20 protein-coding genes are annotated in these 26,010 nt (G+C 70.1%); 14 read left to right on the top strand and 6 right to left on the bottom strand.

From position 1 onward, the window contains the following. The first annotated feature begins 13 nt into the window (after positions 1 to 13). From ACFVHK_RS11515 to ACFVHK_RS11450, 14 genes are all read left to right on the top strand, one after another. On the top strand, positions 14 to 1,678 hold the full coding sequence (locus tag ACFVHK_RS11515; RefSeq protein WP_376928931.1) for a DUF885 domain-containing protein: 1,665 nt from the start codon (positions 14 to 16) through the stop codon (positions 1,676 to 1,678). 228 nt (positions 1,679 to 1,906) lie between these two features. Further along, a complete protein-coding gene (rpsA, locus tag ACFVHK_RS11510; RefSeq protein ID WP_129233926.1) occupies positions 1,907 to 3,355 on the top strand; it encodes a 30S ribosomal protein S1 in 1,449 nt (482 codons plus the stop codon). Positions 3,356 to 3,503: 148 nt separating this feature from the next. Further along, the gene (coaE, locus tag ACFVHK_RS11505) at positions 3,504 to 4,121 is read left to right on the top strand and encodes a dephospho-CoA kinase (RefSeq protein WP_376928930.1); all 618 of its coding nucleotides are present in this window, start codon (positions 3,504 to 3,506) and stop codon (positions 4,119 to 4,121) included. A gap of 67 nt (positions 4,122 to 4,188) precedes the next feature. Further along, a complete protein-coding gene (uvrB, locus tag ACFVHK_RS11500; RefSeq protein ID WP_376928929.1) occupies positions 4,189 to 6,252 on the top strand; it encodes an excinuclease ABC subunit UvrB in 2,064 nt (687 codons plus the stop codon). Between the two features lie 111 nt (positions 6,253 to 6,363). Beyond that, entirely contained in the window at positions 6,364 to 9,255 is a 2,892-nt protein-coding gene (gene uvrA / locus ACFVHK_RS11495) for an excinuclease ABC subunit UvrA (protein WP_376928928.1), read from the top strand. A gap of 2 nt (positions 9,256 to 9,257) precedes the next feature. Continuing rightward, positions 9,258 to 11,213 carry an excinuclease ABC subunit UvrC gene (gene uvrC / locus ACFVHK_RS11490; protein WP_376928927.1) on the top strand — a complete coding sequence of 652 codons (1,956 nt, stop codon included), beginning with the start codon at positions 9,258 to 9,260 and terminating at the stop codon, positions 11,211 to 11,213. A 42-nt stretch (positions 11,214 to 11,255) separates the two neighbouring features. After that, positions 11,256 to 12,128: an RNase adapter RapZ gene (gene rapZ / locus ACFVHK_RS11485; RefSeq protein ID WP_376928926.1), complete on the top strand. Its 873-nt coding sequence runs from the start codon at positions 11,256 to 11,258 to the stop codon at positions 12,126 to 12,128. Positions 12,129 to 12,171: 43 nt separating this feature from the next. Then, on the top strand, positions 12,172 to 13,152 hold the full coding sequence (gene whiA, locus ACFVHK_RS11480) for a DNA-binding protein WhiA (protein WP_376928925.1): 981 nt from the start codon (positions 12,172 to 12,174) through the stop codon (positions 13,150 to 13,152). Between the two features lie 127 nt (positions 13,153 to 13,279). Beyond that, the gene (locus ACFVHK_RS11475; protein WP_376928924.1) at positions 13,280 to 13,906 is read left to right on the top strand and encodes a superoxide dismutase; all 627 of its coding nucleotides are present in this window, start codon (positions 13,280 to 13,282) and stop codon (positions 13,904 to 13,906) included. A 95-nt stretch (positions 13,907 to 14,001) separates the two neighbouring features. Continuing rightward, positions 14,002 to 15,006, top strand: coding sequence for a type I glyceraldehyde-3-phosphate dehydrogenase (gap, locus tag ACFVHK_RS11470; RefSeq protein WP_129233016.1), 1,005 nt, complete (start codon positions 14,002 to 14,004; stop codon positions 15,004 to 15,006). Between the two features lie 11 nt (positions 15,007 to 15,017). Beyond that, on the top strand, positions 15,018 to 16,232 hold the full coding sequence (locus ACFVHK_RS11465; RefSeq protein ID WP_376928923.1) for a phosphoglycerate kinase: 1,215 nt from the start codon (positions 15,018 to 15,020) through the stop codon (positions 16,230 to 16,232). After that, a complete protein-coding gene (gene tpiA / locus ACFVHK_RS11460; protein ID WP_376928922.1) occupies positions 16,223 to 17,011 on the top strand; it encodes a triose-phosphate isomerase in 789 nt (262 codons plus the stop codon). The genes ACFVHK_RS11465 and tpiA overlap by 10 nt, the downstream gene beginning before the upstream one ends. 125 nt (positions 17,012 to 17,136) lie before the next feature. Next, entirely contained in the window at positions 17,137 to 17,388 is a 252-nt protein-coding gene (gene secG / locus ACFVHK_RS11455) for a preprotein translocase subunit SecG (protein ID WP_376928921.1), read from the top strand. Positions 17,389 to 17,398: 10 nt separating this feature from the next. Then, positions 17,399 to 17,764, top strand: coding sequence for an RNA polymerase-binding protein RbpA (locus tag ACFVHK_RS11450; protein WP_376928920.1), 366 nt, complete (start codon positions 17,399 to 17,401; stop codon positions 17,762 to 17,764). A gap of 86 nt (positions 17,765 to 17,850) precedes the next feature. Here the strand turns inward: ACFVHK_RS11450 and pgl are convergent, their stop codons facing one another. The 6 genes from pgl to tkt are packed head-to-tail and all read right to left on the bottom strand — an operon-like array spanning position 17,851 to position 25,965. After that, on the bottom strand, positions 17,851 to 18,621 hold the full coding sequence (gene pgl / locus ACFVHK_RS11445; protein ID WP_376928919.1) for a 6-phosphogluconolactonase: 771 nt from the start codon (positions 18,619 to 18,621) through the stop codon (positions 17,851 to 17,853). Continuing rightward, positions 18,618 to 19,583, bottom strand: coding sequence for a glucose-6-phosphate dehydrogenase assembly protein OpcA (locus ACFVHK_RS11440; RefSeq protein ID WP_376928918.1), 966 nt, complete (start codon positions 19,581 to 19,583; stop codon positions 18,618 to 18,620). Before ACFVHK_RS11440 ends, pgl begins: the two co-directional genes overlap by 4 nt. Next, a complete protein-coding gene (zwf, locus tag ACFVHK_RS11435) occupies positions 19,580 to 21,121 on the bottom strand; it encodes a glucose-6-phosphate dehydrogenase (RefSeq protein ID WP_376928917.1) in 1,542 nt (513 codons plus the stop codon). Before zwf ends, ACFVHK_RS11440 begins: the two co-directional genes overlap by 4 nt. Before the next feature lie 13 nt (positions 21,122 to 21,134). Next, positions 21,135 to 22,739, bottom strand: a complete 1,605-nt coding sequence (locus ACFVHK_RS11430) for a glucose-6-phosphate isomerase (protein WP_376928916.1) — start codon at positions 22,737 to 22,739, stop codon at positions 21,135 to 21,137. After that, the gene (gene tal, locus ACFVHK_RS11425) at positions 22,736 to 23,845 is read right to left on the bottom strand and encodes a transaldolase (protein WP_376928915.1); all 1,110 of its coding nucleotides are present in this window, start codon (positions 23,843 to 23,845) and stop codon (positions 22,736 to 22,738) included. The genes ACFVHK_RS11430 and tal overlap by 4 nt, the downstream gene beginning before the upstream one ends. 23 nt (positions 23,846 to 23,868) lie before the next feature. Next, positions 23,869 to 25,965, bottom strand: a complete 2,097-nt coding sequence (gene tkt / locus ACFVHK_RS11420; protein ID WP_376928914.1) for a transketolase — start codon at positions 25,963 to 25,965, stop codon at positions 23,869 to 23,871. Between the last annotated feature and the right edge of the window lie 45 nt (positions 25,966 to 26,010).

Below are 26,010 nucleotides of genomic sequence, written 5' to 3'. Positions count from 1 at the left end.
TAGGCTCGCCGTCATGGTCACCGCAGTCCGCACTCCCACCCCCATCGATCGCATCGCGGAGGAGTGGGTCGACACGCTCGTCGAGCTGAACCCCACGGTCGGCACGTACATCGGCCGTACCGACGAGGACCACCGGCTCCCCGACTTCTCGCCTGGCGGTCACGACGCGCGCATCGAGGCCGTGCGGACGGCACGAGCCGCGCTGGAGTCGGCGGCGATCGCCGACGACGTCGACCGGATCACGGTCGCCGACCTCGGCGCCGAACTCGGGCTCGAGCTCGAGGCGGACGCCGCCGGCCTGCACCTGCGCGACCTCAACGTCATCGCGAGCCCGGCCCAGGAGATCCGCGAGGTCTTCGACCTCATGCCTCGGACGGCGGAGGCGGACTGGGTGCGGATCGCGACGAGGTTGTCGGCGGTCCCCGACGCGATCGAGGGGTACGTCGAGACCCTGCGCCTCGGAATCGAGCGCGGAGTCGTCCCCGCCGTCCGCCAGGTGCGCGAGGTCGCGGTGCAGGCACGCCGGCACGCACGGCCCGACGGGTTCTTCGCCATGCTCGTCGGCGGGGCCGGCGAGGCCGCGGGGGAGCCGTTGCGGCGCGACCTCGACGCCGGAGCCGCGGCCGCGGCATCCGCCTACGGTCGCCTCGCGGAATTCCTGGAGGGTGAACTCGCCCCGAGGGCGGGCTCGGAGGACGCCGTCGGCCGGGAGGTCTACTCGCTCCGGTCGCGCCACTTCCTCGGTGCGGTCGTCGACCTCGACGAGACGTACGAGTGGGGCATCGAGGAGCTCGCGCGCATGGTCGCGGAGCAGGAGGCCGTCGCGGACGAGATCCTGCCGGGGGCGAGCGTCGAGGAGGCCGTCGCGCACCTCGAAGCGGATCCGGCGCGCAAGCTGGTCGGCACCGAGGCGCTGCGGCGGTGGATGCAGGAGACGAGCGACCGCGCCGTCGCGGAGCTCGGGGCCACCCAGTTCGACATCCCCGAGGAGATCCGCGCACTCGAGTGCCGCATCGCGCCCACGCAGGAGGGCGGCATCTACTACACGGGTCCGAGCGACGACTTCACGCGTCCCGGACGGATGTGGTGGTCGGTCCCGGAGGGCGTCACGGAGTTCGACACCTGGCGAGAGAAGACCACGGTCTACCACGAGGGCGTCCCGGGCCACCACCTCCAGATCGGCCAGGCGGTCGTGAACCGCGGCTCGCTGAACACCTGGCGGCGACAGCTCGCGGGCACGTCGGGGCACGCAGAGGGGTGGGCGCTCTACGCGGAGCGGCTCATGCAGGACCTCGGATACCTCGACGATCCGGCCGACCGGCTCGGAATGCTCGACGGGCAGCGCATGCGCGCCGCGCGCGTCGTGCTCGACATCGGCGTGCACCTCGGCAAGCAGCGTCCCGACGGCGAAGGGGCCTGGACGGGGGAGTACGCATTCGACTTCATGGGGCGGAACGTCAACATGCCTCCGGAGTTCGTGCGCTTCGAAGTGCACCGCTACCTGGGCTGGCCCGGGCAGGCGCCGTCGTACAAGGTCGGGCAGCGGATCTGGGAGCGGCTGCGCGATGACGTGCGCCGGCGAGAGGGCGCGGCCTTCGACATCCGCGCGTTCCACCGGCGGGCGCTCTCGCTCGGCGGCGTCGGCCTCGACACGTTGAGGGCGGCGCTGGCGGCCTGAACGCGCGCGCGTCGGACTGCGCGCCGCGCCCGGGTGCGGCGTCCGCCGCCCGTCCGAAGGTCGTGGAGCGGCGGTCCACGACACGCCCGGGTTGCCGCATGCCTCCGCGCACGGCTAGGATGGACTGTCACTCGTGTGACAATCCTGTCCGCCTGCCCGTCGCGGACCACCAAAGACAACGCTCTTTCCGCGTCGGGCCCGATATTGTCCATTCGGAGCATCCACTACATGACAACCGCAACGACCAAGGCGCCCAAGCAGGTCGCGATCAACGACATCGGATCTGCTGACGATTTCCTCGCCGCGGTCGAGAAGACGCTCAAGTTCTTCAACGACGGCGACCTCATCGAGGGCACCGTCGTGAAGATCGACCGCGACGAGGTCCTCCTCGACGTCGGCTACAAGACGGAGGGTGTCATCCCCTCCCGCGAACTTTCCATCAAGCACGACGTCGACCCCAGCGAGGTCGTCGAGGTCGGCGACTCCGTCGAGGCCCTCGTTCTCCAGAAGGAGGACAAGGAAGGCCGTCTGATCCTGTCGAAGAAGCGCGCGCAGTACGAGCGCGCGTGGGGCGACGTGGAGAAGATCAAGGAGAACGACGGCGTCGTCACCGGCTCGGTCATCGAGGTCGTCAAGGGCGGCCTCATCGTCGACATCGGCCTCCGCGGCTTCCTCCCGGCCTCGCTCATCGAGCTGCGCCGCGTCCGCGACCTCACGCCGTACCTCGGCCAGGAGATCGAGGCGAAGATCCTCGAGCTCGACAAGAACCGCAACAACGTGGTCCTGTCGCGTCGCGCCCTCCTCGAGCAGACCCAGTCCGAGTCGCGCTCGACCTTCCTGCAGAACCTCCACCCGGGCCAGATCCGCAAGGGTGTCATCTCGTCGATCGTCAACTTCGGTGCGTTCGTCGACCTCGGTGGCGTCGACGGTCTCGTCCACGTCTCGGAGCTCTCGTGGAAGCACATCGAGCACGCGTCCGAGGTCGTCGAGGTCGGCCAGGAGGTCACCGTCGAGGTGCTCTCCGTCGAGCTCGACCGCGAGCGCGTCTCGCTGTCGCTGAAGGCGACCCAGGAGGACCCGTGGCAGGTCTTCGCGCGCACGCACGCGATCGGCCAGGTCACCCCGGGCAAGGTCACGAAGCTCGTCCCGTTCGGCGCGTTCGTCCGCGTCGCGGACGGCATCGAGGGCCTCGTGCACATCTCGGAGCTGTCGGGCCGTCACGTCGAGCTCGCCGAGCAGGTCGTGTCGGTCGGCGAAGAGGTCTTCGTCAAGGTCATCGACATCGACCTCGAGCGTCGCCGCATCTCGCTGTCGCTCAAGCAGGCGAACGAGGGCGTCGACCCCGAGGGCACCGAGTTCGACCCGGCGCTCTACGGCATGCTCACCGAGTACGACGAGCAGGGCAACTACAAGTACCCCGAGGGCTTCGACCCGGAGACCAACGAGTGGCGCGAGGGCTTCGAGGCCCAGCGCGAGAAGTGGGAGCAGGAGTACGCTGCCGCCCAGGCTCGCTGGGAGGCGCACAAGAAGCAGGTCGCGGCCTCGCTCACGGCGCAGGCTTCGGACGACTCGTTCTCGGCGGGCGCCTCGTCGTTCTCGAGCGAGACCGCCGGTGCGGGCACCCTCGCCGACGACGCCTCGCTGGCGGCGCTGCGCGAGAAGCTCTCGAGCAACTAGTCGCATCGCACAGCCTCGCGCTGTTCGAACGGCATACGGAAGGCCGGTCCCCTCGGGGGCCGGCCTTCCGGCGTTCCGACCTGTTCCGCCTCCCGTGTCCGGGAGGTCCCGTGTCCGGGAGGAGCACCGTCACCAATAGAGTGGGCGTGTGTATCTGATCGGCCTCACCGGCGGCATCGCGTCGGGCAAGTCCACTGTTGCGCGCCGGCTCGTCGAGCACGGCGCCATCCACCTCGACGCGGACCAGCTCGCCCGACGCGTGGTCGAGCCGGGAACGACGTGTCTTCAGGCGATCGTCGACGAGTTCGGCGAGGACGTGCTCCGTTCGGACGGCACCCTCGATCGTCAGCGGCTCGGCGAGATCGTGTTCGGCGATGACGAGGCGCGCACGCGGCTGAACGCGATCGTGCACCCGGCGGTGCGAGAGCTGTCCGGGAGACTCATCGCCAAGGCCGAGCAGGAGGACCCCGACGCGGTGATCGTGTACGACGTCCCACTCCTCGTCGAGGCCCAGGTCGACCATCCGTTCGACCTCGTGGTCGTCACGAGCGCGCCGAAGCGCGCACAGGTCAAGCGCCTCGTGGAGGAGCGCGGCCTCGATCCGATCCAGGCGGAGGCCCGCGTCGACGCGCAGGTCGGTGATGCCGAACGACGTGCCGTGGCGGATGTCGTCATCGACACCGGGGGCACGATCGCGCACACCATGAGCCAGGCCGATGCCCTGTGGGTGGACATCGAGCGAACACGGCACGCGAACCACGGCTGAGCCGGTCGGCGCGGGGGTCGGGCCTTCTCGGGCCGCGGTGTCGGTTGCCGAACCTAGACTGGAATCCATGCAGTCCACCCGTTCCGTGCGCCCGTTCGAGGTCGTCAGCGACTACGCCCCGAGCGGAGACCAGCCGAAGGCGATCGCCGACCTGGCGGCCCGGATCAACGCCGGCGAGACCGACGTGGTGCTGCTCGGCGCGACCGGCACCGGCAAGTCCGCGACGACGGCGTGGTTGATCGAACAGGTGCAGCGGCCGACGCTCGTGCTCGCCCACAACAAGACCCTCGCGGCCCAGCTCGCCAACGAGTTCCGCGAGCTCATGCCGAACAACGCGGTCGAGTACTTCGTCTCGTACTACGACTACTACCAGCCCGAGGCGTACGTGCCGCAGACGGACACGTTCATCGAGAAGGACTCCTCGATCAACGCCGAGGTCGAGCGGCTCCGGCACTCGACGACGAACTCGCTGCTCAGTCGCCGCGACGTGGTCGTGGTGTCGACCGTCTCGTGCATCTACGGCCTCGGCACGCCCGAGGAGTACCTCAGCGCGATGATGCCGCTGCAGGTCGGCCAGCGCGTCGACCGCGACTGGCTCATCCGGAAGTTCGTGTCGATGCAGTACCAGCGCAACGACGTCGACTTCTCACGGGGCACCTTCCGCGTGCGCGGCGACACGATCGAGATCATCCCGGTCTACGAGGAGCACGCGATCCGGATCGAGATGTTCGGCGACGAGGTCGAGGCGCTGCACAGCCTGCATCCGCTCACGGGAACCGTCGTGGCGAAGCTCGACGCGGTGCCCGTGTTCCCGGCCTCGCACTACGTGGCGAGCGTCGACGTCATGCAGCGGGCCATCGGGACGATCCGCGACGAGCTCGACGAACGACTCCAGGAGCTCGAACGCGAGGGCAAGCTGCTCGAGGCGCAGCGACTGCGCATGCGGACGACGTTCGACCTCGAGATGATGGAGCAGATCGGCTTCTGCTCGGGCATCGAGAACTACTCGCGGCACATCGACGGGCGGGCGCCGGGCGAGGCGCCGCACTGCCTCCTCGACTACTTCCCCGACGACCTCCTGGTCGTGATCGACGAGTCGCACGTGACCGTGCCGCAGATCGGCGCGATGTACGAGGGCGACGCCTCGCGCAAGCGCACGCTGGTCGAGCACGGGTTCCGCCTGCCGAGCGCACTCGACAACCGGCCGTTGAAGTGGGACGAGTTCAAGGACCGCGTCGGGCAGACCGTGTACCTGTCGGCGACGCCCGGCCGGTACGAGATGGGCATCGCCGACGGCGTGGTCGAGCAGATCATCCGTCCGACCGGTCTCGTCGACCCCGAGATCGTCGTGAAGCCCACGAAGGGGCAGATCGACGACCTGCTCGAGGAGATCCGGGCGCGCGCCGAGCGCGACGAGCGCGTGCTCGTCACGACGCTCACCAAGCGCATGGCGGAGGAGCTCACCGACTTCCTCACCGAGGCGGGCGTCCGCGTGCGCTACCTCCACTCCGACGTCGACACGCTCCGCCGCGTCGAGCTGCTGACCGAGCTGCGGGCGGGCGTCTACGACGTGCTCGTGGGCATCAACCTCCTCCGCGAGGGACTCGACCTGCCCGAGGTCTCGCTCGTCGCGATCCTCGACGCCGACAAGGAGGGGTTCCTGCGCTCCTCGACCTCGCTCATCCAGACGATCGGGCGCGCGGCACGCAACGTCTCGGGCCAGGTCCACATGTACGCCGACGTGATGACCGACTCGATGCAGCTCGCGATCGAGGAGACCAATCGGCGTCGCGACAAGCAGCTCGAGTACAACCGCGTCAACGCGATCGACCCGACGCCGCTCCGCAAGCGGATCGCCGACATCACCGAGGTGCTCGCGCGGGAGGAGGCCGACACGGCCGCGCTCCTCGCCGGTCGCGACGGGCGGAAGACCTCGCCGGTGCCGATCAAGCGCGATGGCATCGCCGCTGCGGGGGCGAACGACCTCGAGGAGCTCATCCGCGACCTCAACGACCAGATGCTCGAGGCCGCCGGCGAGCTGAAGTTCGAGCTCGCCGCACGACTGCGCGACGAGGTCTCCGAGCTGAAGCGGGAACTCCGCCAGATGGAGAAGGCGGGGCACCTCGGCTGACCTGCCGCGCCGGGGCCGGAGCGCCGAGTCGACCCGTCGATCGAACGTGTGTTCGCTCTCAGCAGGTGCACGCGCGGCGTCGGTGTCGGAGGCCGTTCGTAGACTCGTAGGGTGCCAGTTTCACGTCTCGATGCCCATTCGCGCCTGAGTGTCCGCGGGGCACGCGTCCACAACCTGCGCGACGTCGATGTCGAGATCCCACGGGATGCGATGGTCGTGTTCACCGGTCTCTCGGGCTCGGGCAAGTCGTCGCTCGCATTCGACACGATCTTCGCCGAGGGCCAGCGTCGATACGTCGAGTCGCTCTCCGCGTACGCGCGGCAGTTCCTCGGCCAGGTCGATCGGCCCGACGTCGACTTCATCGAGGGCCTGAGCCCGGCGGTCTCGATCGACCAGAAGTCGACGAACCGCAATCCGCGATCGACGGTCGGCACGATCACCGAGATCTACGACTACATGCGACTGCTCTGGGCGCGCATCGGCGTGCCGCACTGCCCGGTCTGCGGCGAGCGGATCCAGCGCCAGACCGTGCAGCAGATCGCGGATCGACTGATGGAGCTCGAGACCGGCACTCGGTTCCAGGTGCTGAGCCCCGTCGTCTCGCAGAAGAAGGGCGAGTTCGTCGACCTCTTCCGCGAGCTCTCCGGGCAGGGGTACTCCCGCGCGGTCGTCGACGGCGAGCTGATCCGCCTCGACGAGGCTCCGAAGCTGAAGAAGCAGGTCAAGCACGACATCTCCGTCGTGATCGATCGGCTCGTGGCATCCGATGACCTCCTGGGTCGACTCACCGATTCGCTCGAGACGGCCCTGCGGCTGACCGACGGCGTGGTCCAGGTGAACTACGTCGACCGCGAGGGCGATGCCGCGTGGCAGACGTTCTCCGAGAAGCTCAGCTGCCCCAACCAGCACCCGATCGCGCTCACCGAGATCGAGCCGCGGACCTTCTCGTTCAACGCGCCCTTCGGTGCGTGCCCCGAGTGCTCCGGGCTCGGCACGCGCATGTCGGTCGACGAGGAGCTCCTTCTCGGCGACCCGACGCTCAGCATCGCCGAGGGCGTGATCCTGCCGTGGACCTCGCAGGGCAAGAGCCTCTACAACTACTACGAGAAGCTCCTCGACGGACTGGCTCGCGACCTCGGCTTCTCGCTCGACACGCCGTGGGAGGACCTCGACGCAGACGCCCGCCACGCGGTCCTGCGCGGCGACAACTTCGAGGTGCGAGTGCGCTGGCGCAACCGGTACGGGCGCGAGATGAGCTACACCTCGGGCTTCGAGGGGGTCGTGCCCTACATCGAACGCCAGTACCTCCAGGCCGAGACCGACGTGCAGCGCGCGCGCTGGGCCGAGTACCTCCGCGAGATCCCCTGCCCGGTGTGCCGCGGCGACCGGCTGAAGCCCGAGGTGCTCGCGGTCCTCGTCCACGACGCCTCGATCGCCGACGTGTGCCGACTCAGCCTGCACGACGCGCGCGCGTTCATGGACCGCCTCGAGCTGACCGACCGCGAGCAGGCGATCGCGGCGCAGGTGCTCCGCGAGATCAAGCTCCGACTCGACTTCCTCATCCGCGTCGGGCTCAGCTACCTCGACCTCGCCCGGGCCGCGGGCACCCTCTCCGGCGGCGAGGCGCAGCGCATCCGGCTCGCGACCCAGATCGGGTCGGGTCTCACGGGCGTGCTGTACGTGCTCGACGAGCCGAGCATCGGCCTGCACCAGCGAGACAACCGCAGGCTGATCGACACCCTCGTCGCCCTCCGCGACCTCGGCAACACGCTGATCGTCGTCGAGCATGACGAGGACACGATCCGCACGGCCGACTGGATCGTCGACATCGGACCCGGGGCGGGCGTGCACGGCGGCACGGTCGTGCACAGCGGCAGCTATGCCGACCTGATGAAGAACACCGAGTCGCTCACCGGCGACTACCTCGCCGGGCGCAAGGAGATCCCGATCCCGCCGACGCGTCGTCCGGTCGATCCCTCGCGGGTGATCCGGGTCGAGGGAGCACAGGCGAACAATCTCCGCGGCGTCGACGTCGAGTTCCCGCTCGGGACCTTCACGGCGGTCACGGGCGTGAGCGGGTCGGGCAAGTCGTCGCTCGTGAACGACATCCTGTACCGGGTGCTCGCCAATCGACTGAACGGGGCGCGCAAGGTCCCCGGCAAGCATCGTCGGGTCAGCGGCCTCGAGCACCTCGACAAGGTGGTCCACGTCGACCAGGCCCCGATCGGCCGCACCCCGCGATCGAACCCGGCGACCTACACGGGCGTCTTCGACCGCATCCGCACGCTGTTCTCCGAGACCGCCGAGGCCAAGGCCCGCGGCTACCTGCCGGGCCGGTTCAGCTTCAACGTCAAGGGCGGCCGCTGCGAGGCGTGCTCGGGTGACGGCACGATCAAGATCGAGATGAACTTCCTCCCCGACGTGTACGTCGCGTGCGAGGTCTGCGGCGGCAAGCGCTACAACCGCGAGACGCTGCAGGTGCACTACAAGGGCCGGAACATCGCCGAGGTGCTCGAGATGCCGATCAGCGAGGCGGCCGAGTTCTTCGAGCCGATCTCGGCGATCCACCGCTACCTCAAGACGCTCGTCGACGTCGGCCTGGGCTACGTGCAGCTCGGTCAGAGCGCGACGACGCTCTCCGGCGGCGAGGCGCAGCGGGTGAAGCTCGCCACGGAGCTCCAGCGCCGGTCGAACGGGCGCAGCGTGTACGTGCTCGACGAGCCCACGACCGGCCTGCACTTCGAAGACGTGCGGAAGCTCCTGAAGGTGCTCGGCAAGCTCGTCGAGAAGGGCAACACCGTCATCGTCATCGAGCACAGCCTCGACGTCATCAAGTCCGCCGACTGGATCATCGACCTCGGGCCGGAGGGCGGGTCGGGCGGTGGCCAGGTCGTCGCGACGGGCACGCCGGAGCAGGTCGCCGAGGTCCACGAGAGCCACACGGGGTACTTCCTGCGCGAGATCTTCGAGGCCGCCGCCGGCCCGGCGGTCGCCGCCAGCTGAACATGGCCGACACCGTCCCGTACCGTCCGCGGCCGGGGGAGATCCCGACCCGTCCGGGCGTCTACCGGTTCCGCGACGCCGACCGACGCGTGCTCTACGTCGGCAAGGCCATGAACCTCCGCGCCCGGCTGTCGAACTACTTCGCCCCGCTGCACACCCTCCACGAGCGCACCCGCCGCATGGTCACGACCGCGGCGTCGGTCGAGTGGACCGTGGTCGGCAACGACATCGAGGCGCTCCAGCTCGAGTACACGTGGATCAAGGAGTTCGATCCGCCGTTCAACGTCAAGTACCGCGACGACAAGTCGTACCCGTACCTCGCGGTGACGCTCGCCGACGAGGCGCCGCGCGCGATCGTCACCCGGCGCCGCGGTATCCCCGGTGCCAGGTACTTCGGCCCGTACCCGAAGGTGTGGGCGGTCAACGAGACGCTGGACCTGCTCCTGAAGCTCTTCCCGATCCGCACCTGCAAGGACTCCGACTACAAGAGGGCGATCCAGACCGGCAAGCCCTGCTTCGCCGGCCAGATCGGGCGGTGCTTCGGCCCGTGCTCGGGTCGGGTCACGATCGCGGAGCATCGGGCGAACGTCGACCGGTTCGTGGCGTTCATGCAGAACCAGGACCGCCGCATCATCACCGACCTCACGCAGCAGATGCGGGCCGCCGCGGCGGTGCAGGACTACGAGACCGCGGCGCGACGGCGCGACGAGTTGCAGGCGGCGGAGTCGTTCTTCGAGAAGAGCGCGGTCGTCCTGCGCGAACACGTGGACGTCGACGTGTTCGGCATCGACCACGACGAGCTGGCGGCGGCTGTGCACCTCTTCATGGTCCGCGGCGGCCGGATCCGGGGCGTGCGTTCCTGGACGGTCGACACCGAGCTCGACATGAGCCTCGGCGATCTCGTCGACTCGGTGGTGCAGAACGCGTACGGCGATGACATCCGTCCGCCGGCAGAGGTCGTCGTCCCGGCGCTGCCCGACGACGCCGAGGCGCTCGAGGGCTGGCTCGCGGCGCTCGGCAGCCGGAAGGTGCGTCTGCGTGCCGCCCGCCGGGGCGACAAGGCGGCGCTCCTCGACACGGCGACCCAGAACGCACGCCAGACGCTCATGCTGTACAAGACGCGGCGGAGCGCCGACTTCACGGCGCGCTCCCGTGCGCTCGAGGACATCCAGGAAGCGCTCGGCATGGCCGATGCGCCGCTTCGCATCGAGTGCTTCGACGTCTCGCACCTGAGCGGCACGAACGTCGTCGCGTCGATGGTCGTCTTCGAGGACGGACTGCCGCGCAAGGACGAGTACCGTCGCTTCACGATCCCGAGCACCACCGACGACACCGACTCGATCCAGCAGGTGCTCACGCGTCGTCTCGCGTACCTCGCATCACCCGATGACGCGAACGGGGCGGATGCCGCGGCCGACGCCCCGGTCGGCGGCGACGGCGCGGAGGCGCTCGACCCGCCCGTCGACGACGGCGAGGCCGTGGTTTCGCCGCGTCGCGCCAAGTTCGCGTACCGGCCGAACCTGCTCGTCGTCGACGGAGGGCAGCCGCAGGTCGCCGCGGCCGAGCGGGCCCTCCGCGAGTCCGGGGTCGGCGGCGTCTACCTCTGCGGCATCGCCAAGCGCCTCGAGGAGATCTGGACCCCGGATTCCGACTACCCGGTGATCCTTCCCCGCAACAGCGACGCACTCTTCCTCTTCCAGCGCATCCGCGACGAGGCGCATCGCTTCGCGATCACCCACCAGCGGCAGCGCCGCAAGCGCGACATCACGACGGTCCTCTCCGAGGTTCCCGGGCTCGGCCCCGCCCGTGTCAAGGCGCTGCTCAAGCACTTCGGCTCGGTCGCGCGTCTCCGCGGGGCCGACGAGGCGGCGATCGCCGAGGTCCCGGGCATCGGCCCGAGCCTCGCATCGGCGATCCGCTCGCACCTGGAGGGATCGCACCGCTCCGCCGCCGACTAGGCTGGACCACCGGGGGAACGCAGGAAGGGAGCGCCGAGCGAGATGACCGACGGCGATCGCCAGGAGATGCTCATCGTCACGGGGATGTCGGGAGCAGGACGCTCCACCGTCGCCGACGCACTCGAGGATCTCGGCTGGTACGTCGTCGACAACCTCCCGCCCCAGATGCTCCGCCCCCTCGTCGAGCTCGCCCAGCGAGCGGGAGCATCGCTTCCGCGGATCGCCGCGGTCGTCGACATCCGGGGAGGCACGTTCTTCTCGGAGCTGCAGGAGATGGTCGAGTCGCTCCGCGACAAGGTGGACGTCCGCGTCGTCTTCCTCGACGCGAACGACGCGGTCCTCGTACGCCGGTTCGAGTCGGTGCGCCGACCGCACCCGCTGCAGGGCGACGGAACGCTGCTCGACGGGATCGCCGCCGAACGCACACGGCTCGCGGAGGTGCGCGAATCGAGCGACATCATCGTCGACAGCTCCGACCTCAACATCCACCAGCTCGCGACCCTCGTCACCGAGACCTTCGCCGAGGAGAACCGCCCGGGCCTGCGCGTGATCGTCCAGAGCTTCGGGTTCAAGTACGGCCTGCCGCCGGACGCGGACCTCGTCGCCGACGCGCGATTCCTTCCGAATCCGTTCTGGGAGCCGGAGCTGCGCGCCCACACGGGCGAGGACCCCGAGGTCGCCGAGTTCGTGCTCGGCCAGCCCGGAGCGCGTGAGTTCCTCGACGCGTACGTCGCGGCGCTCCGCCCGGTCCTCGAGGGCTACCAACGCGAGAACAAGCGCCACGCGACCATCGCGCTCGGCTGCACCGGCGGGAAGCACCGCTCCGTGGCCCTGGTGCGCGAGCTCGCGGCGCGACTGAGATCGATCCCCGGGCTCGCGGTGAGCGTGAAGCACCGCGATCTCGGACGGGAATGAACCGGCGCCGACGGCGCCGACGCAGCACAGAGAGGACGACCACGTGGCCCTGACCGCTGAGGTGAAAGAGGAGCTGGCGAAGGTCGAGGTCGCCCGGACCTCGGTTCGAGCCGCGGAGCTGGCATCCGTGCTCCGATTCGCCGGGGGACTCCACATCATCTCGAGCCGGATCGCCATCGAGGCCGAGCTCGACGCGCCGTCGATCGCGCGCAGGGTGACCCGCGACCTCGGCGAGCTCTACGGCGTCCGGCCCGACGTCTCGGTGATCTCCGCATCCGGCCTGCGCCGGACGAACCAGTACCTCGTGCGCGTGCTCGACGGCGGCGAGACGCTCGCGCGTCAGACCGGGCTCCTCGACGCGCGCCGCCGCCCCGTGCGCGGACTCCCCAACAAGCTGACGACCGGTTCGCGCGACGAGGTGGCGGCCGTGTGGCGCGGCGCGTTCCTGGCCCGGGGGAGCCTCACCGACCCCGGCCGGTCTGCAGCGCTCGAGGTGACCTGCCCCGGCGGAGAGACGGCGATGGCGCTCGTGGGGGCGGCCGGGCGGCTCGGCGTCTCCGCGAAGGCCCGTGAGGTGCGCGGCGTGCACCGGGTCGTGATCCGCGACGGCGAGGCGATCAGCGCGATGCTCGCACTGATGGGCGCCGAGGAGACGGTCCGGAACTGGGAGGAGCTCCGCCAGCGACGGGAGGTCCGGGCGACGGCGAACCGGCTCGTGAACTTCGACGACGCGAACCTCCGGCGTTCCGCCCAGGCGGCCGTCGCGGCCTGCGCCCGGGTCGAGCGGGCCATGGAGATCCTCGGCGACGAGATCCCCGACCACCTGAAGTACGCCGGCGACCTGCGCCTGGCGCACCGCGACGCGAGCCTCGACGAGCTCGGCCACCACGCCGACCCGCCGCTGACGAAGGACGCGGTCGCGGGGCGCATCCGTCGACTGCTCGCGATGGCCGACAAGCGCGCGGTCGAACTCGGCGTGCCGGGCACCGAGGCGAACCTCCCGCCCGACCTCGACGACGTCTGAACGGCGCCCGATCGGCGCCCGAACGCCGTCAACCCCCGTCATCCGGCCCGACCACGGGCATAGGATCGAGAACGCCGCGGTCCCCGGGCAGACGTCCGGTTCACCCGGCTGCTGACAAGGAGAAGCAATGGCTGACTACACCCTCCCTGAGCTCGCCTACGATTACGCGGCGCTCGAGCCGTCGATCAGCGGCACGATCATGGAGTTGCACCACTCGAAGCACCACCAGGCCTACGTGACCGGTGCGAACACGGCGCTCGCCCAGCTCGCCGAGGCGCGCGACTCCGGCAACCTGGCCAACGTGAACAAGCTCGAGAAGGACCTCGCGTTCAACCTCGGCGGCCACGTCAACCACTCGATCTTCTGGACCAACATGTCGCCCGACGGCGGCGACAAGCCGACCGGTGAGCTCGCCGCGGCGATCGACGACCACTTCGGCTCGTTCGACAAGTTCCAGGCGCACTTCACGGCGACCGCGCTCGGCGTGCAGGGCTCGGGCTGGGCCGTGCTCGCCTGGGACTCGATCGGGCAGCGCCTGATCATCGTCCAGTTCTTCGACCAGCAGGCGAACTTCCCGGCGGGCGTCGTCCCGCTGCTGATGCTGGACGTGTGGGAGCACGCGTACTACCTCGACTACCGGAACGCGCGCGCCGACTACGTGAAGGCGTTCTGGAACATCGTGAGCTGGGAGAACGTCCAGCAGCGCTTGCAGGCCGCCACTGAGAAGACCTCAGGCCTGCTGCTACTGTCATAGCGGATGGTGTCCCCGGGCGCCGTCCGGGGACACCGCCGTCCGGTCAGATCCATCTCGAAGGCGCGATCGCGCCCGTACCTACAGGGGAGATTCCTGTGTCCGTAAAGATCGGCATCAACGGCTTCGGCCGCATCGGCCGCAACTACTTCCGCGCCGCGCTCGCGCAGGGCGCGGACCTCGAGATCGTCGCGGTGAACGACCTCACCGACAACAAGACCCTCGCGCACCTGCTGAAGTACGACTCGATCACCGGGCGCCTCGACGTCTCGGTCGAGTACGACGACGACAACCTCATCGTCGACGGCAAGGCGATCAGGGCGTTCGCGGAGCGCGACCCCGCGAACCTGCCCTGGGGCGACCTCGGCGTCGACATCGTCATCGAGTCGACCGGCTTCTTCACCAAGGCCGCAGATGCGCGCAAGCACCTCGACGCCGGCGCGAAGAAGGTCCTCATCTCGGCGCCCGCGACCGACGAGGACGCCACGTTCGTGATGGGCGTGAACGAGGACTCGTACGACCCCGACACGCACCACATCATCTCGAACGCGTCGTGCACCACGAACTGCCTCGCACCGCTCGCGAAGGTCTTCAACGACGAGTTCGGCATCGAGCGCGGCCTGATGACGACCGTCCACGCGTACACGGCCGACCAGAACCTGCAGGACGGCCCGCACAAGGACCTCCGCCGCGCACGCGCCGCCGCCGTCAACATCGTCCCGACCTCGACCGGTGCGGCCAAGGCCATCGGCCTCGTGCTGCCCGAGCTCGTCGGCAAGCTCGACGGCTTCGCGCTGCGGGTTCCCGTGCCCACCGGCTCGATCACGGACCTCACCGTGACGTCGTCGCGCCCGGTCACGGTCGACGAGGTCAAGGCCGCCTACAAGAAGGCAGCCGAGGGCCCGATGAAGGGCATCCTCAAGTACACCGAGGACCCGATCGTGTCGAGCGACATCGTCACCGACCCGCATTCGTCGATCTTCGATTCCGGCCTGCTGCGGGTCCTGGGCGACCAGGTGAAGCTCTCGTCGTGGTACGACAACGAGTGGGGCTACTCGAACCGGTTGGTCGACCTGACCGAGTACGTCGCAGAGCGACTCTGAATCGAGCTGACGTGACCCTCAGGACCATCGATTCCCTGGGTCCGCTCGCCGGCACGCGTGTCGTCGTCCGCTGCGATCTCAACGTCCCCCTGAAGGACGGAGTCATCACGGACGACGGCCGCGTGCGCGCGTCGGTCCCCACGCTCGCCGCGCTCGTCGAACAGGGCGCCAAGGTGATCGTGATCTCCCACCTGGGCCGCCCCGAGGGCGCGCCCGACCCGAAGTACAGCCTCGAGCCGGTGGCGGTCCGCCTCGGCGAGGTGCTCGATGCCCCGGTCGCGTTCGCGACCGACACGGTCGGCGAGGATGCGGCGGCGAAGGTGGCCGCCCTCGGCGACGGCGAGGTGCTCGTGCTCGAGAACCTCCGGTTCAACCCGGGCGAGACGAGCAAGAACGAGGCCGAGCGCACCGCGTTCGCGGGTCGGCTCGCCGAGTTCGCCGATGCCGTCGTCTCCGACGGCTTCGGCGTCGTCCACCGCAAGCAGGCGAGCGTGTACGAGCTCGAGCAGCTCCGCCCGAGCGCGGCGGGCAGGCTCATCGCCGCCGAGCTCGACGTGCTCGACCGCCTCACCGAGAACCCGGAGCGGCCCTACGTGGTCGTGCTCGGCGGTTCGAAGGTCTCCGACAAGCTCGGCGTCATCGAGCACCTCCTTCCGCGGGTCGACGCGCTCCTCATCGGCGGCGGCATGCTGTTCACCTTCCTCGCGGCCCAGGGCCACAAGGTGGGTTCGAGCCTCCTCGAGGCCGATCAGATCGACACCGTGAAGGGGTACCTGGCCGCAGCGGCGGAGCGCGGCGTCGACATCGTCCTGCCGACCGACGTCGTCGTCGCCGCGTCGTTCTCCGCCGATGCCGACCACGAGGTCGCCGCGGCCGACGCCATCGAGGAGACGCCGTTCGGCGCTTCCGGCCTCGGCCTCGACATCGGGCCGGAGACGGCCGCCGCGTTCGCCGAGCGCATCCGCGGTGCGAAGACGGTGTTCTGGAACGGCCCGATGGGCGTGTTCGAGCTCGCTCCCTTCGCCGAGGGCACGCGCACCGTGGCATCCGCCCTCACCGGCATCGACGGGCTCAGCGTCGTCGGCGGCGGCGATTCGGCGGCCGCGGTCCGCCAGCTCGGGTTCGACGAGTCCGCGTTCGGGCACATCTCGACGGGCGGCGGCGCGAGCCTGGAATTCCTCGAAGGCAAGAAGCTCCCCGGACTGGAGGTCCTCGGATGGCAGTGACCCGCACCCCGTTCATCGCGGGCAACTGGAAGATGAACCTCGATCACCTGCAGGCGATCGCGTTCGTGCAGAAGCTCGCGTGGAACCTCTCAGACGCCAAGCACGACTTCGCCGACGCCGAGGTCGCGGTCTTCCCGCCCTTCACCGACCTGCGGTCGGTGCAGACCCTCGTCTCGGCCGACGACCTGCCCGTGAAGTACGGCGCGCAGGACCTCTCGGCCAAGGACTCGGGCGCCTACACCGGCGAGGTCTCGGGCGCCTTCCTGGCGAAGCTCGACTGCGCGTACGTCATCATCGGCCACTCGGAGCGCCGCACCATGCACGCGGAGACCGACGACGTCGTGAACGCGAAGGTCGTCGCCGCGCACCGTCACGCGCTCGTGCCGGTGCTGTGCGTCGGCGAGACCGCCGAAGACCTCGAGCAGCACGGTGCGAGCGCCGTGCCCGTGGCGCAGCTCCGCGGTGCACTGGAGGGCGTCGACGTGTCGAAGGGCCTCGTCGTCGCCTACGAGCCCGTCTGGGCGATCGGGTCGGGCCAGGCGGCCACGCCCGAGCAGGCGCAGCAGGTCGCCGCGGCCCTCCGCGGCGTGCTCGCCGAGATCGCCGGTGCCGAGCTCGCGGCGTCGACGCGCATCCTGTACGGCGGCTCCGTGAAGGCGGCCAACATCGCGGCCTTCATGCGGGAGCCCGACGTCGACGGCGCGCTCGTCGGAGGTGCCAGCCTCGACCTCGACGAGTTCTCGAGCATCGTCCGCTTCAAGAAGCACGTCGGGGCCTGAGCCGAACGCCCCAGACTCCGCCGCAGCGCCGTCCGGCCGCGCCAGTGCGCGTTCGCAGGACGGCGCTGCGGCTATACTCGACAGGCGGCATCGACATACCCGGTCATGCCCGGAAAGGTTTCACCGTGGAGATTCTCCAGGTCGTCCTGCAGGTGCTGCTCGGCCTCACGAGCATCCTGCTCACGCTCCTGATCCTGCTGCACAAGGGCCGCGGCGGCGGACTGTCCGACATGTTCGGCGGCGGCGTCACCTCGAACCTCGGTGCGTCCGGGGTCGCGGAGCGCAACCTCAACCGCATCACGATCATCCTCGGACTGGTCTGGGTGGCGTGCATCGTGGTGCTCGGCCTCATCACCAAGTTCGACGCCGGAATCTGACGGAGGAGACGTGGTTTCTGGAAACAGCGCGATCCGCGGTTCGCGGGTCGGTTCGGGTCCGATGGGCGAGCAGGACCGTGGATTCCACGCCGAGCGCATCGCCGTGAGCTACTGGGACGCCCAGGGCAACGAGACCGTGCGGCACTTCGCGGCCAACGTGCCCGAGGAGGAGATCCCGGACGTCATCGACAGCCCCTCGACCGGCCTTCCCGCCGGCCGCGACAAGGACAACCCTCCCGCCGTGGCGAAGCTCGAGCCGTACAAGACGCACCTCGCGTACGTGAAGGAGCGTCGCAGCGAAGAGGAGGCGGCCGCCCTCCTCGAGGAGGCGCTGCAGCAGCTGCGCGCCCGTCGCGGCACCGCAGCAAACGACTGAATACCCGGACGCCGGATACGACGAAGGGCCGCCCTGTCGGGCGGCCCTTCGTCGTGTGGAGCCGGCGGAACGGTCGTCGTGCCGACTCAGTAGTCGCGCGCGATGAGCGCGTCGGGGACCTCGGCCGCGGCATCCCGATCGACGAAGAAGACGGTGCGTCGACGGCCCTTGATGCCTGCGACGGGCACCTCGTCGCGGCTCGCGCCGGCGAGCGCGAGGCCGAGGGCAGACGCCTTGTCGGCGCCGGCGAGCACCAGCCAGACGCGCTGAGCGGCGTTGATGACCGGGCGCGTGAGGCTCAGGCGCTCGGGCGGCGGCTTCGGCGAGTCGCGGACGGCGATCACCGGTCGGTCCACGACCTGGATTCCCGACCGGTGCGGGAACAGCGAGGCGATGTGGCCGTCGGGTCCGACGCCGAGGAACACGATGTCGAACACCGGATGCGGGTAGCCCTCGGCCCCGTATTCGGCGAGCTCCGACGTGTAGGCGTCGGCCGCCTCGTCGAGCGAGAGCCCGGAATCCGACGCCGGGAACGGGTGGATGTGCCCGGCGGGCAGCTGCAGCGCGTCGAGGAGCGCGACGCGCGACTGCCGGTCGTTGCGCTCGTCGTCGCCCGCGGGAACCCAGCGCTCGTCGCCCCACCAGAAGTGGACGCGCTGCCAGTCGACGGACTTGTGCGCAGGCGAGGCACGGACCGCCTCGAGCACGGACCCGCCCATCGAACCTCCGGTGAGCACCACGTGGACCGTCTCCTGCGCATCGAGCAGGTCGAGGACCTTGGTGATGAAGCGAGCGGCGACCGCCCCGGCGAGGGTGTCCTTGTCGGGGTGGACGAGTACGCGCCGCTCGTTCGTCATGCGGTGGCTCCTTCGCTCGCAGGGGTCCTGTGGTCGGGGAGCAGGCCGAGTCCCCGGGTGATCACCTCACCGTACAGTTCGTCGGGATCGAGGCGGCGCAGTTCGTCGGCGAGGCAGTCACGCAGGCTGCGGCGCGGGAGTGCGACGTCGTGCACGGGTTGGCCGGGCTGACGCAGCGTGGCGACGCCGGGCAGGTCCCTGACGAGCTCGATCGTGCCGGTCGCCCGGCCGAGCGAGACGCCTCGGATGCCGTGGGAACCGTGCTCGAGCCCGGTCAGCGCGCAGTTCGTCGATGCTCCGAGCTGCATGGACAGCCACGCGGCGAGGAGCGTCGTCGACGGGGAGTCGATCGACCCGGTCACCTGCACCGTGGTGACCGACTCGTACGGTGGCTGGTCGAGCACGGCGGCGAGCTGCGCCCGCCACAGCGTGAGCCTCGTCCACGCGAAGTCGGCGTCGCCGGGCCGGTAGCTCGCAGCCAGCGCGTCGAGGGCGGCCTGCGGGTCGGGTTGCATGGATGCGTCGGTGATGCGTCGCTGGGCGATCCTGCCGAGGGGCGAGTCGCCGGGGACCTCGGGCGCCCTGCCGGGCCACCAGGTGACCACCGGGGCGTCCGGCAGGAGGAGCCCCATCACGAGACCCTGCTCGTCCTGGGCGGCGTCTCCGCTCGCCCTGAGGATGACGACCTCGCTCGCCCCCGCGTCGCCGCCCACGCGGATCTCCGCGTCCAGTCGGCTGACGGCGGGGTCGCCCTGGTCCGCGGTCGAGACCACGATGACGCGCATCGGATGCTCCCGGGATGCGTCGTTCGCCGCCTCGATCGCCTCCTCCTCGGCGCCGTGCGTGGTCGCGATGACGAGGGTGAGGACGCGGCCCAAGGCGACGACGCCGCCCTCCTCGCGGATCTTCACGAGCGTCTTCGAGATCTGGCTCGTGGTGGTGTCGGGCAGTTCGAAGATCATGGGCGCCTCCAGGTGCGTCCGTCGCGGGCGAGGAGCTCGTCGGCCGAGGCCGGGCCCCACGAACCGGGCTTGTACTGCTCGGGCCGACCCTGGGTGGCCCAGAACTCCTCGATCGGGTCGAGGATCTTCCAGGAGAGTTCGACCTCCTCCTGCCTGGGGAAGAGGGGCGGGTCGCCGAGGAGCACGTCGAGGATGAGTCGTTCGTACGCCTCGGGACTGGCTTCCGTGAACGCGTGCCCGTAGCCGAAGTCCATCGTCACGTCGCGGACCTGCATGCCCGCGCCGGGCACCTTGGAGCCGAACCGGATGGTCACGCCCTCGTCCGGCTGCACGCGGATCACCAGCGCGTTCTGGCCGAGCTGCGACGTCTGGCTGTCGGCGAACACCTGCTGGGGCGCGCGCTTGAAGACGACCGCGATCTCGGTGACCCGGCGACCGAGGCGCTTGCCCGCTCGGAGGTAGAACGGGACGCCGGCCCACCGACGCGTGCCGATGAGCAGCTTCATCGCCGCATAGGTCTCGGTGGTCGACTCGGGATTCATCCCGTCCTCGTCGAGGAAGCCGGTGACCTTCTCGCCGCCCTGCCATCCGCCCGAGTACTGTCCGCGCGCGGTCGCCGTGGCGAGATCCGACGGCAGTCGCACCGCGCGGAGGATCTTCTCCTTCTCCGCGCGGAGGTCGGCTGCGTCGAACGAGATGGGCTCCTCCATCGCGGTGAGCGCGAGCAGCTGGAGCAGGTGGTTCTGGATGACGTCCCGCGCCGCACCGATGCCGTCGTAGTAGCCGGCACGGCCGCCGACGCCGATGTCCTCGGCCATCGTGATCTGCACGTGGTCGACGAAGTTGGCGTTCCAGATGGGCTCGTAGAGCTGGTTGGCGAACCGCAGCGCGAGGATGTTCTGGACCGTCTCCTTGCCGAGGTAGTGGTCGATCCGGAAGACCGAGTCGGGTGGGAAGACCGACGCGACGACGTCGTTCAGTTCGATCGCGGTCTTCAGGTCGGACCCGAACGGCTTCTCGATGACGACTCGCCGCCACTGGTCGCCCTTCTGCTCCGTCAGGCCGGAGCGCTTGAGCTGCTCGGTCACCTGCGGGAAGGACTTCGGGGGGATCGACAGGTAGAACGCGTGGTTGCCCATGGTGCCCCGCTCGCGGTCCAGGTCCTCGACGGTGCGTCGGAGGCGCGCGAACGCCTCGTCGTCGTCGAAGGTGCCCTGGACGAAGCGGATGCCGCGGGAGAGCTGTTTCCAGACGTCCTCGCGGAACTCGGTGCGGGCGTACTTCTTCACCGAGTCGTGCACGACCTCGGCGAAGTCCTGGTCCTCCCAGTCGCGCCGCGCGAAGCCGACGAGCGCGAAGCCCGGGGGCAGCAGCCCCCGGTTCGCGAGGTCGTAGACCGCGGGCATGAGCTTCTTGCGGGAGAGGTCGCCGGTGACGCCGAAGATGATGAGGCTCGACGGACCGGCGATCCGGTTCAGGCGGTAGTCCTTGGGCGACCGCAACGGATTGTGCGTCGCCGTGATCTCGACCGGATGCATGGGTGCTCCTGGATCAGTCGATGGCCGCGCGCAGCGACCGCAGGTCGGCGCTCGGATCGGACAGGGTCAGTGTGAGGACCGGCCGGCCGTGCTCGGCGAGGACGGAGGCGTCGCCGGAGGCCTGGGCGGCGATGAGGTCGCCGAACGTGAACGGCCGACCGGGGATCGGGAGGTCGTCGGTGGGGCGCTGCACGAGCTGCAGGAACGCCCCGTGCGCGGGTCCGCCCTTGTGGTACTGGCCGGTGGAGTGCAGGAACCTCGGCCCCCAGCCGAACGTGACCGGGCGGCCGCTGCGCTCGGCGAGCAGGTCGCGGAGCTCGCCGAACTCGGGGTGCGCCACGCGGTCGACGTAGGCCTGGACGGCGAGGTACCCATCGGCCGGGATCTCCTCGAGGAGCACCTCGACCGCGGAGACCAGGTCGCTGGCCGCACCGATCACGTCGGGCGTGCCGCGGACCTCGATGGTCCCGCTGACGAACGCGGCCGGATCGGGCTCGGGCCGCGCCTCCAGGAGGCCGCGCGCGGCGACCTTCGCCGACTCCACGTCGGGCTGGTCGAACGGGTTGATGCCGAGGAGCCGCCCGGCGACCGCCGTCGCGTACTCCCAGGCGAGCAGCTGCGCGCCGAGCGTGCCCGAGACGCGGATGTCCCCGTCGGAGTCCTCCACGAAGCGCTCGGTGCCCGCGTCGTCGACGAGGCGCACGACCTGCAGGTCGGACGGACGCGACTCGAGTTCCGGGGCATCCGGGCCCAGGACGACGGGCAGGATGCCCGTGCCCTCCTTGCCCGTCGACTCGGCGATGAGCTGCTCGGCCCAGTCGGCGAAGCCGACGATGTGGGTTCCGTCCGCCACGATCGCGAGCTTGTCCCTGCGCGGTTCGGCGCCGGCGATCGCGGCGCCGAGGACGAGACCGGGGTTCTCCTCTGAGTCGATCGCGAGGGCGAGCTCTATCGCCTCCGCCTCGGCGAGCAGCTCCCCGAGGTCCGCGCCGGCTAGGCCCGTCGGCACGAGGCCGAACGCGGTGAGCGCCGAGTAGCGTCCGCCGACCGTCGGGTCCGCTGTGAACACCCGGTAGCCCGCCGCCCGAGCGGACTCCTCGAGCGGCGAACCCGGGTCCGTCACCACGACGATGCGCGTCGCGGGGTCGATGCCGGCGTCGAGGAAGGCCTGCTCATAGGCCCGGCGCTGCGAATCGGTCTCGACGGTGGAGCCGGACTTCGACGCGACGACGAGCACCGTCCGCTGGAGCCGGTCGGCGATCGCCGAACGCACCTGGCCGGGTTCGGTCGAATCGAGGACCGTGAGGTCTGCGCCGTCCGTGCGCGCGATGACCTCGGGAGCCAGGGATGAGCCTCCCATGCCGGCGAGCACCACGTGGTCGATCCCGCGCGCGCGGAGCTCGTCGCGGAGCGCGGCGATCTCGGGCAGGAGCGGCCGGGACACCGCGATCGCCTCGGTCCAGCCGAGCCGCTTCGCGGCCTCCTCCTCGGCAGCGGGCCCCCACAGGCTCGAGTCGAGCGAGGTGATGCCCGTCGCCACCCGATCGGCCACGAGCTGCGGCACGATGCGGCGCACCGCGTCGGCCGCCGGGCCGCTCACGGAGATCCGGACATTCACCGAGCCGCCTCCAGGGCGGTCCGCACGGTGTCGAGGAGCTCGTTCCAGGAGACGATGAACTTGTCGACGCCCTCGCGCTCGAGGACCTCCGTGACGTCGTCGTAGTCGACGCCCACGCCGGCGAGGGCGTCGAGCACGCGCCCCGCCTCCGCGAAGGCGCCGGTGACCGTGTCGCCCTCGATGACGCCGTGGTCGAAGGTCGCCTCGAGGGTCTTCTCGGGCATGGTGTTCACGACACCGTGGGCGACGAGCTCGGTCACGTAGAGCGTGTCCGGCAGTGCGGGGTCCTTGACACCCGTGGAGGCCCACAGTGGGCGCTGCCGGTTGGCGCCGGCGTCGAGGAGCGCGACCGCGCGCGGCACGGCGAACTGCTGGAGGTAGAGCTCGTACGCGAGCCGGGCGTTGGCCACGCCGGCCCGGCCCTTGAGCGCGATCGCCTCGGGCGAGCCGATCTCCTCGAGGCGCTTGTCGATCTCGGTGTCGACGCGGGAGACGAAGAACGAGGCGACGGAGTGGATCGTCGACAGGTCGATGCCGGCCGCCTTCGCCTGCTCGAGGCCGGTCAGGTAGGCGTCGATGACCTCGCGATACCGGTCGAGGCTGAAGATCAGCGTCACGTTGACGCTGATGCCCGCGCCGATCGCCGCGGTGATCGCGGGCAGGCCCGCCTTGGTGGCGGGGATCTTGATCATGACGTTGGGACGATCGACCTTGTCCCAGAGGCGGTGCGCCTCGGAGATGGTCGCGTCGGTCTCGTTCGCGAGGTCGGGGGAGACCTCGATCGAGACACGGCCGTCGTAGCCGTCGGTGCGGTCGTAGATCGGACGGAAGTGGTCGGCGGCGTCGCGCACGTCGTCGGTGGTGATCTCGAAGACGGCGCGGTCGACGTCGGCACCGTCGGCCGCGAGCGCGGCGACCTGGTCGCGGTAGGCGTCGCCCTTGGCGAGGGCCCCGGCGAAGATCGTCGGGTTCGTGGTGACGCCGACGACGTCACGCTCGGCGATGAGCCGCTCGAGGCCGCCCGAGGTGATCCGCTCGCGCGAGAGGTCGTCGAGCCAGATGCTGACGCCGGCCTGCGAGAGGGCGGCGGTGGGGGTGGTGCTCATGATGATGTCTCCTTCGTGCTCGGTCAGCTCGACGCGAGCGATTCCTTCGCGGCGGCAACGACGTGCTCAGGCGTGATGCCGAACTCGCGGAACAGGGTCTTGTAGTCGGCGGAGGCGCCGAAGTGCTCGATGGACACGGCGCGGCCGCGCGTGCCGAGGTAGCGGTACCAGCTGAGGGCGAGCCCCGCCTCGACGCTGACTCGCGCGGTCACGGACGACGGCAGCACCGACTCGCGGTACTCGGCGGGCTGCTCCTCGAACCACTCGAGGCTCGGCGCGGACACCACCCGGGCGGACACGCCGTCGGCGGCGAGCTGGTCTCGGGCGGCGAGCGCGACCTGGACCTCGGAGCCGGTGGCGATGAGGATCACGTCGGGCGTGCCCGATGCCGCTTCGGCGAGGACGTACGCGCCCTTCGCCACGTTCGAGGCCGCAGCGAGCGTGTCGCCGGATGCCTCGCCCTCGCCGCGCTCGAACACGGGCACGTTCTGACGGGTCAGCGCGATGCCCGCGGGGCCGCCGCGACGCTTGAGGACCTCGAGCCATGCCCAGGCGGTCTCGTTCGCATCGGCCGGCCGGACGACGGAGAGGTGCGGGATCGCGCGCAGCGCGCTCAGCTGCTCGATCGGCTGGTGCGTCGGGCCGTCCTCGCCGAGGGCGACGGAATCGTGCGTCCAGACGAAGATCGACGGGATCTGCATGAGCGCGGCGAGACGGACGGCCGGGCGCATGTAGTCGCTGAAGATGAGGAACGTGCCGCCGAAGGCGCGCGTCGGTCCGTGCAGGACGATGCCGTTCAGGATGGCGCCCATGGCGTGCTCGCGGATGCCGAAGTGGAGCACGCGGCCGTAGCGGTTGCCGGGGAACTCGTGCGTCGAGTGCTCGGCCGGGATAAACGACGGTGCGCCGTTGATCGTGGTCAGGTTCGACTCCGCGAGGTCGGCGGATCCGCCCCAGAGCTCGGGGAGGTGGGCGGCGAGCGCGTTGATCGCCTTGCCCGATGCGGCACGCGTCGAGACGTCCTTGCCGGGCTCGAACACCGGGAGGGCCGCCTCGAGCCCGTCGGGCAGCTCGCCGGCCTCGAGTCGGTCGAGCAGCGCCTTGCGCTCCGGGTTCGAGGAGGCCCACGCGTCGAACGACGCCTGCCAGGCCTGCTTGGATTCGGCGGCGCGGTCGCGGGCGTTGCCGCGAGTGCGCTCGAGGACGTCGTCGGCCACGACGAAGTTCTGCGCGGGGTCGAAGCCGAGCACCTCCTTCGTCGCGGCGAGCTCCTCTGCGCCGAGCGCCGAGCCGTGGATTTTGCCGGTGTTCTGCTTCTTGGGCGCAGGCCATCCGATGATCGTCTTCAGCACGATGATCGACGGCCGGGCGGTCTCCGCCCTGGCGGCCTCGATGGCGTCGTTCAGCTCTGCGACGTCCTCGACGTAGTCGCCGGACTTCTTCCAGTCGACCGTCTGCACGTGCCAGCCGTAGGCCTCGTACCGCTTCGCGACGTCCTCCGTGAACGCGATGTCGGTGTCGTCCTCGATCGAGATCTGGTTCGAGTCGTAGATGACGACGAGGTTGCCGAGCTGCTGGTGGCCCGCGAGCGACGAGGCCTCGCTCGTCACGCCCTCCTCGAGGTCGCCGTCGGAGGCGATCACGTACACGTGGTGGTCGAAGGGGCTCTCGCCGGCAGGCGCCTCCGGGTCGAACAGGCCGCGCTCGTACCGCGAGGCGTACGCGAAGCCGACTGCCGATGCCAGGCCCTGCCCGAGCGGACCGGTCGTGATCTCGACGCCGGCCGTGTGGCCGTACTCGGGGTGGCCGGGGGTCTTCGAGCCCCAGGTGCGGAGCGCCTCGAGGTCCGACAGCTCGAGGCCGTCGCCGGCGAGGTAGAGCTGGACGTACTGCGTCAGCGAGCTGTGGCCCGCCGAGAGGATGAAGCGGTCCCGCCCGAGCCAGTCGTGGTCGGCCGGGTCACGGCGCATCACCTTCTGGAAGAGCAGGTACGCGACGGGCGCGAGGCTCATCGCCGTGCCGGGGTGGCCGTTGCCGACCTTCTCCACGGCGTCGGCGGCGAGCACGCGCGCCGTGTCGACCGCGCGATCGTCGATGGGGTCCCAGTGCAGAGTTGCCACGGGTTGGGGTTCCTTCCGGTCGTGACGGAGTCGGGGAGCCTCTCC

Origin of the sequence: Agromyces binzhouensis, assembly GCF_042672355.1 — a bacterium.
GTDB classification, from domain to species: domain Bacteria; phylum Actinomycetota; class Actinomycetes; order Actinomycetales; family Microbacteriaceae; genus Agromyces; species Agromyces binzhouensis.
This window is presented reverse-complemented; position numbering and strand designations above follow the sequence as displayed.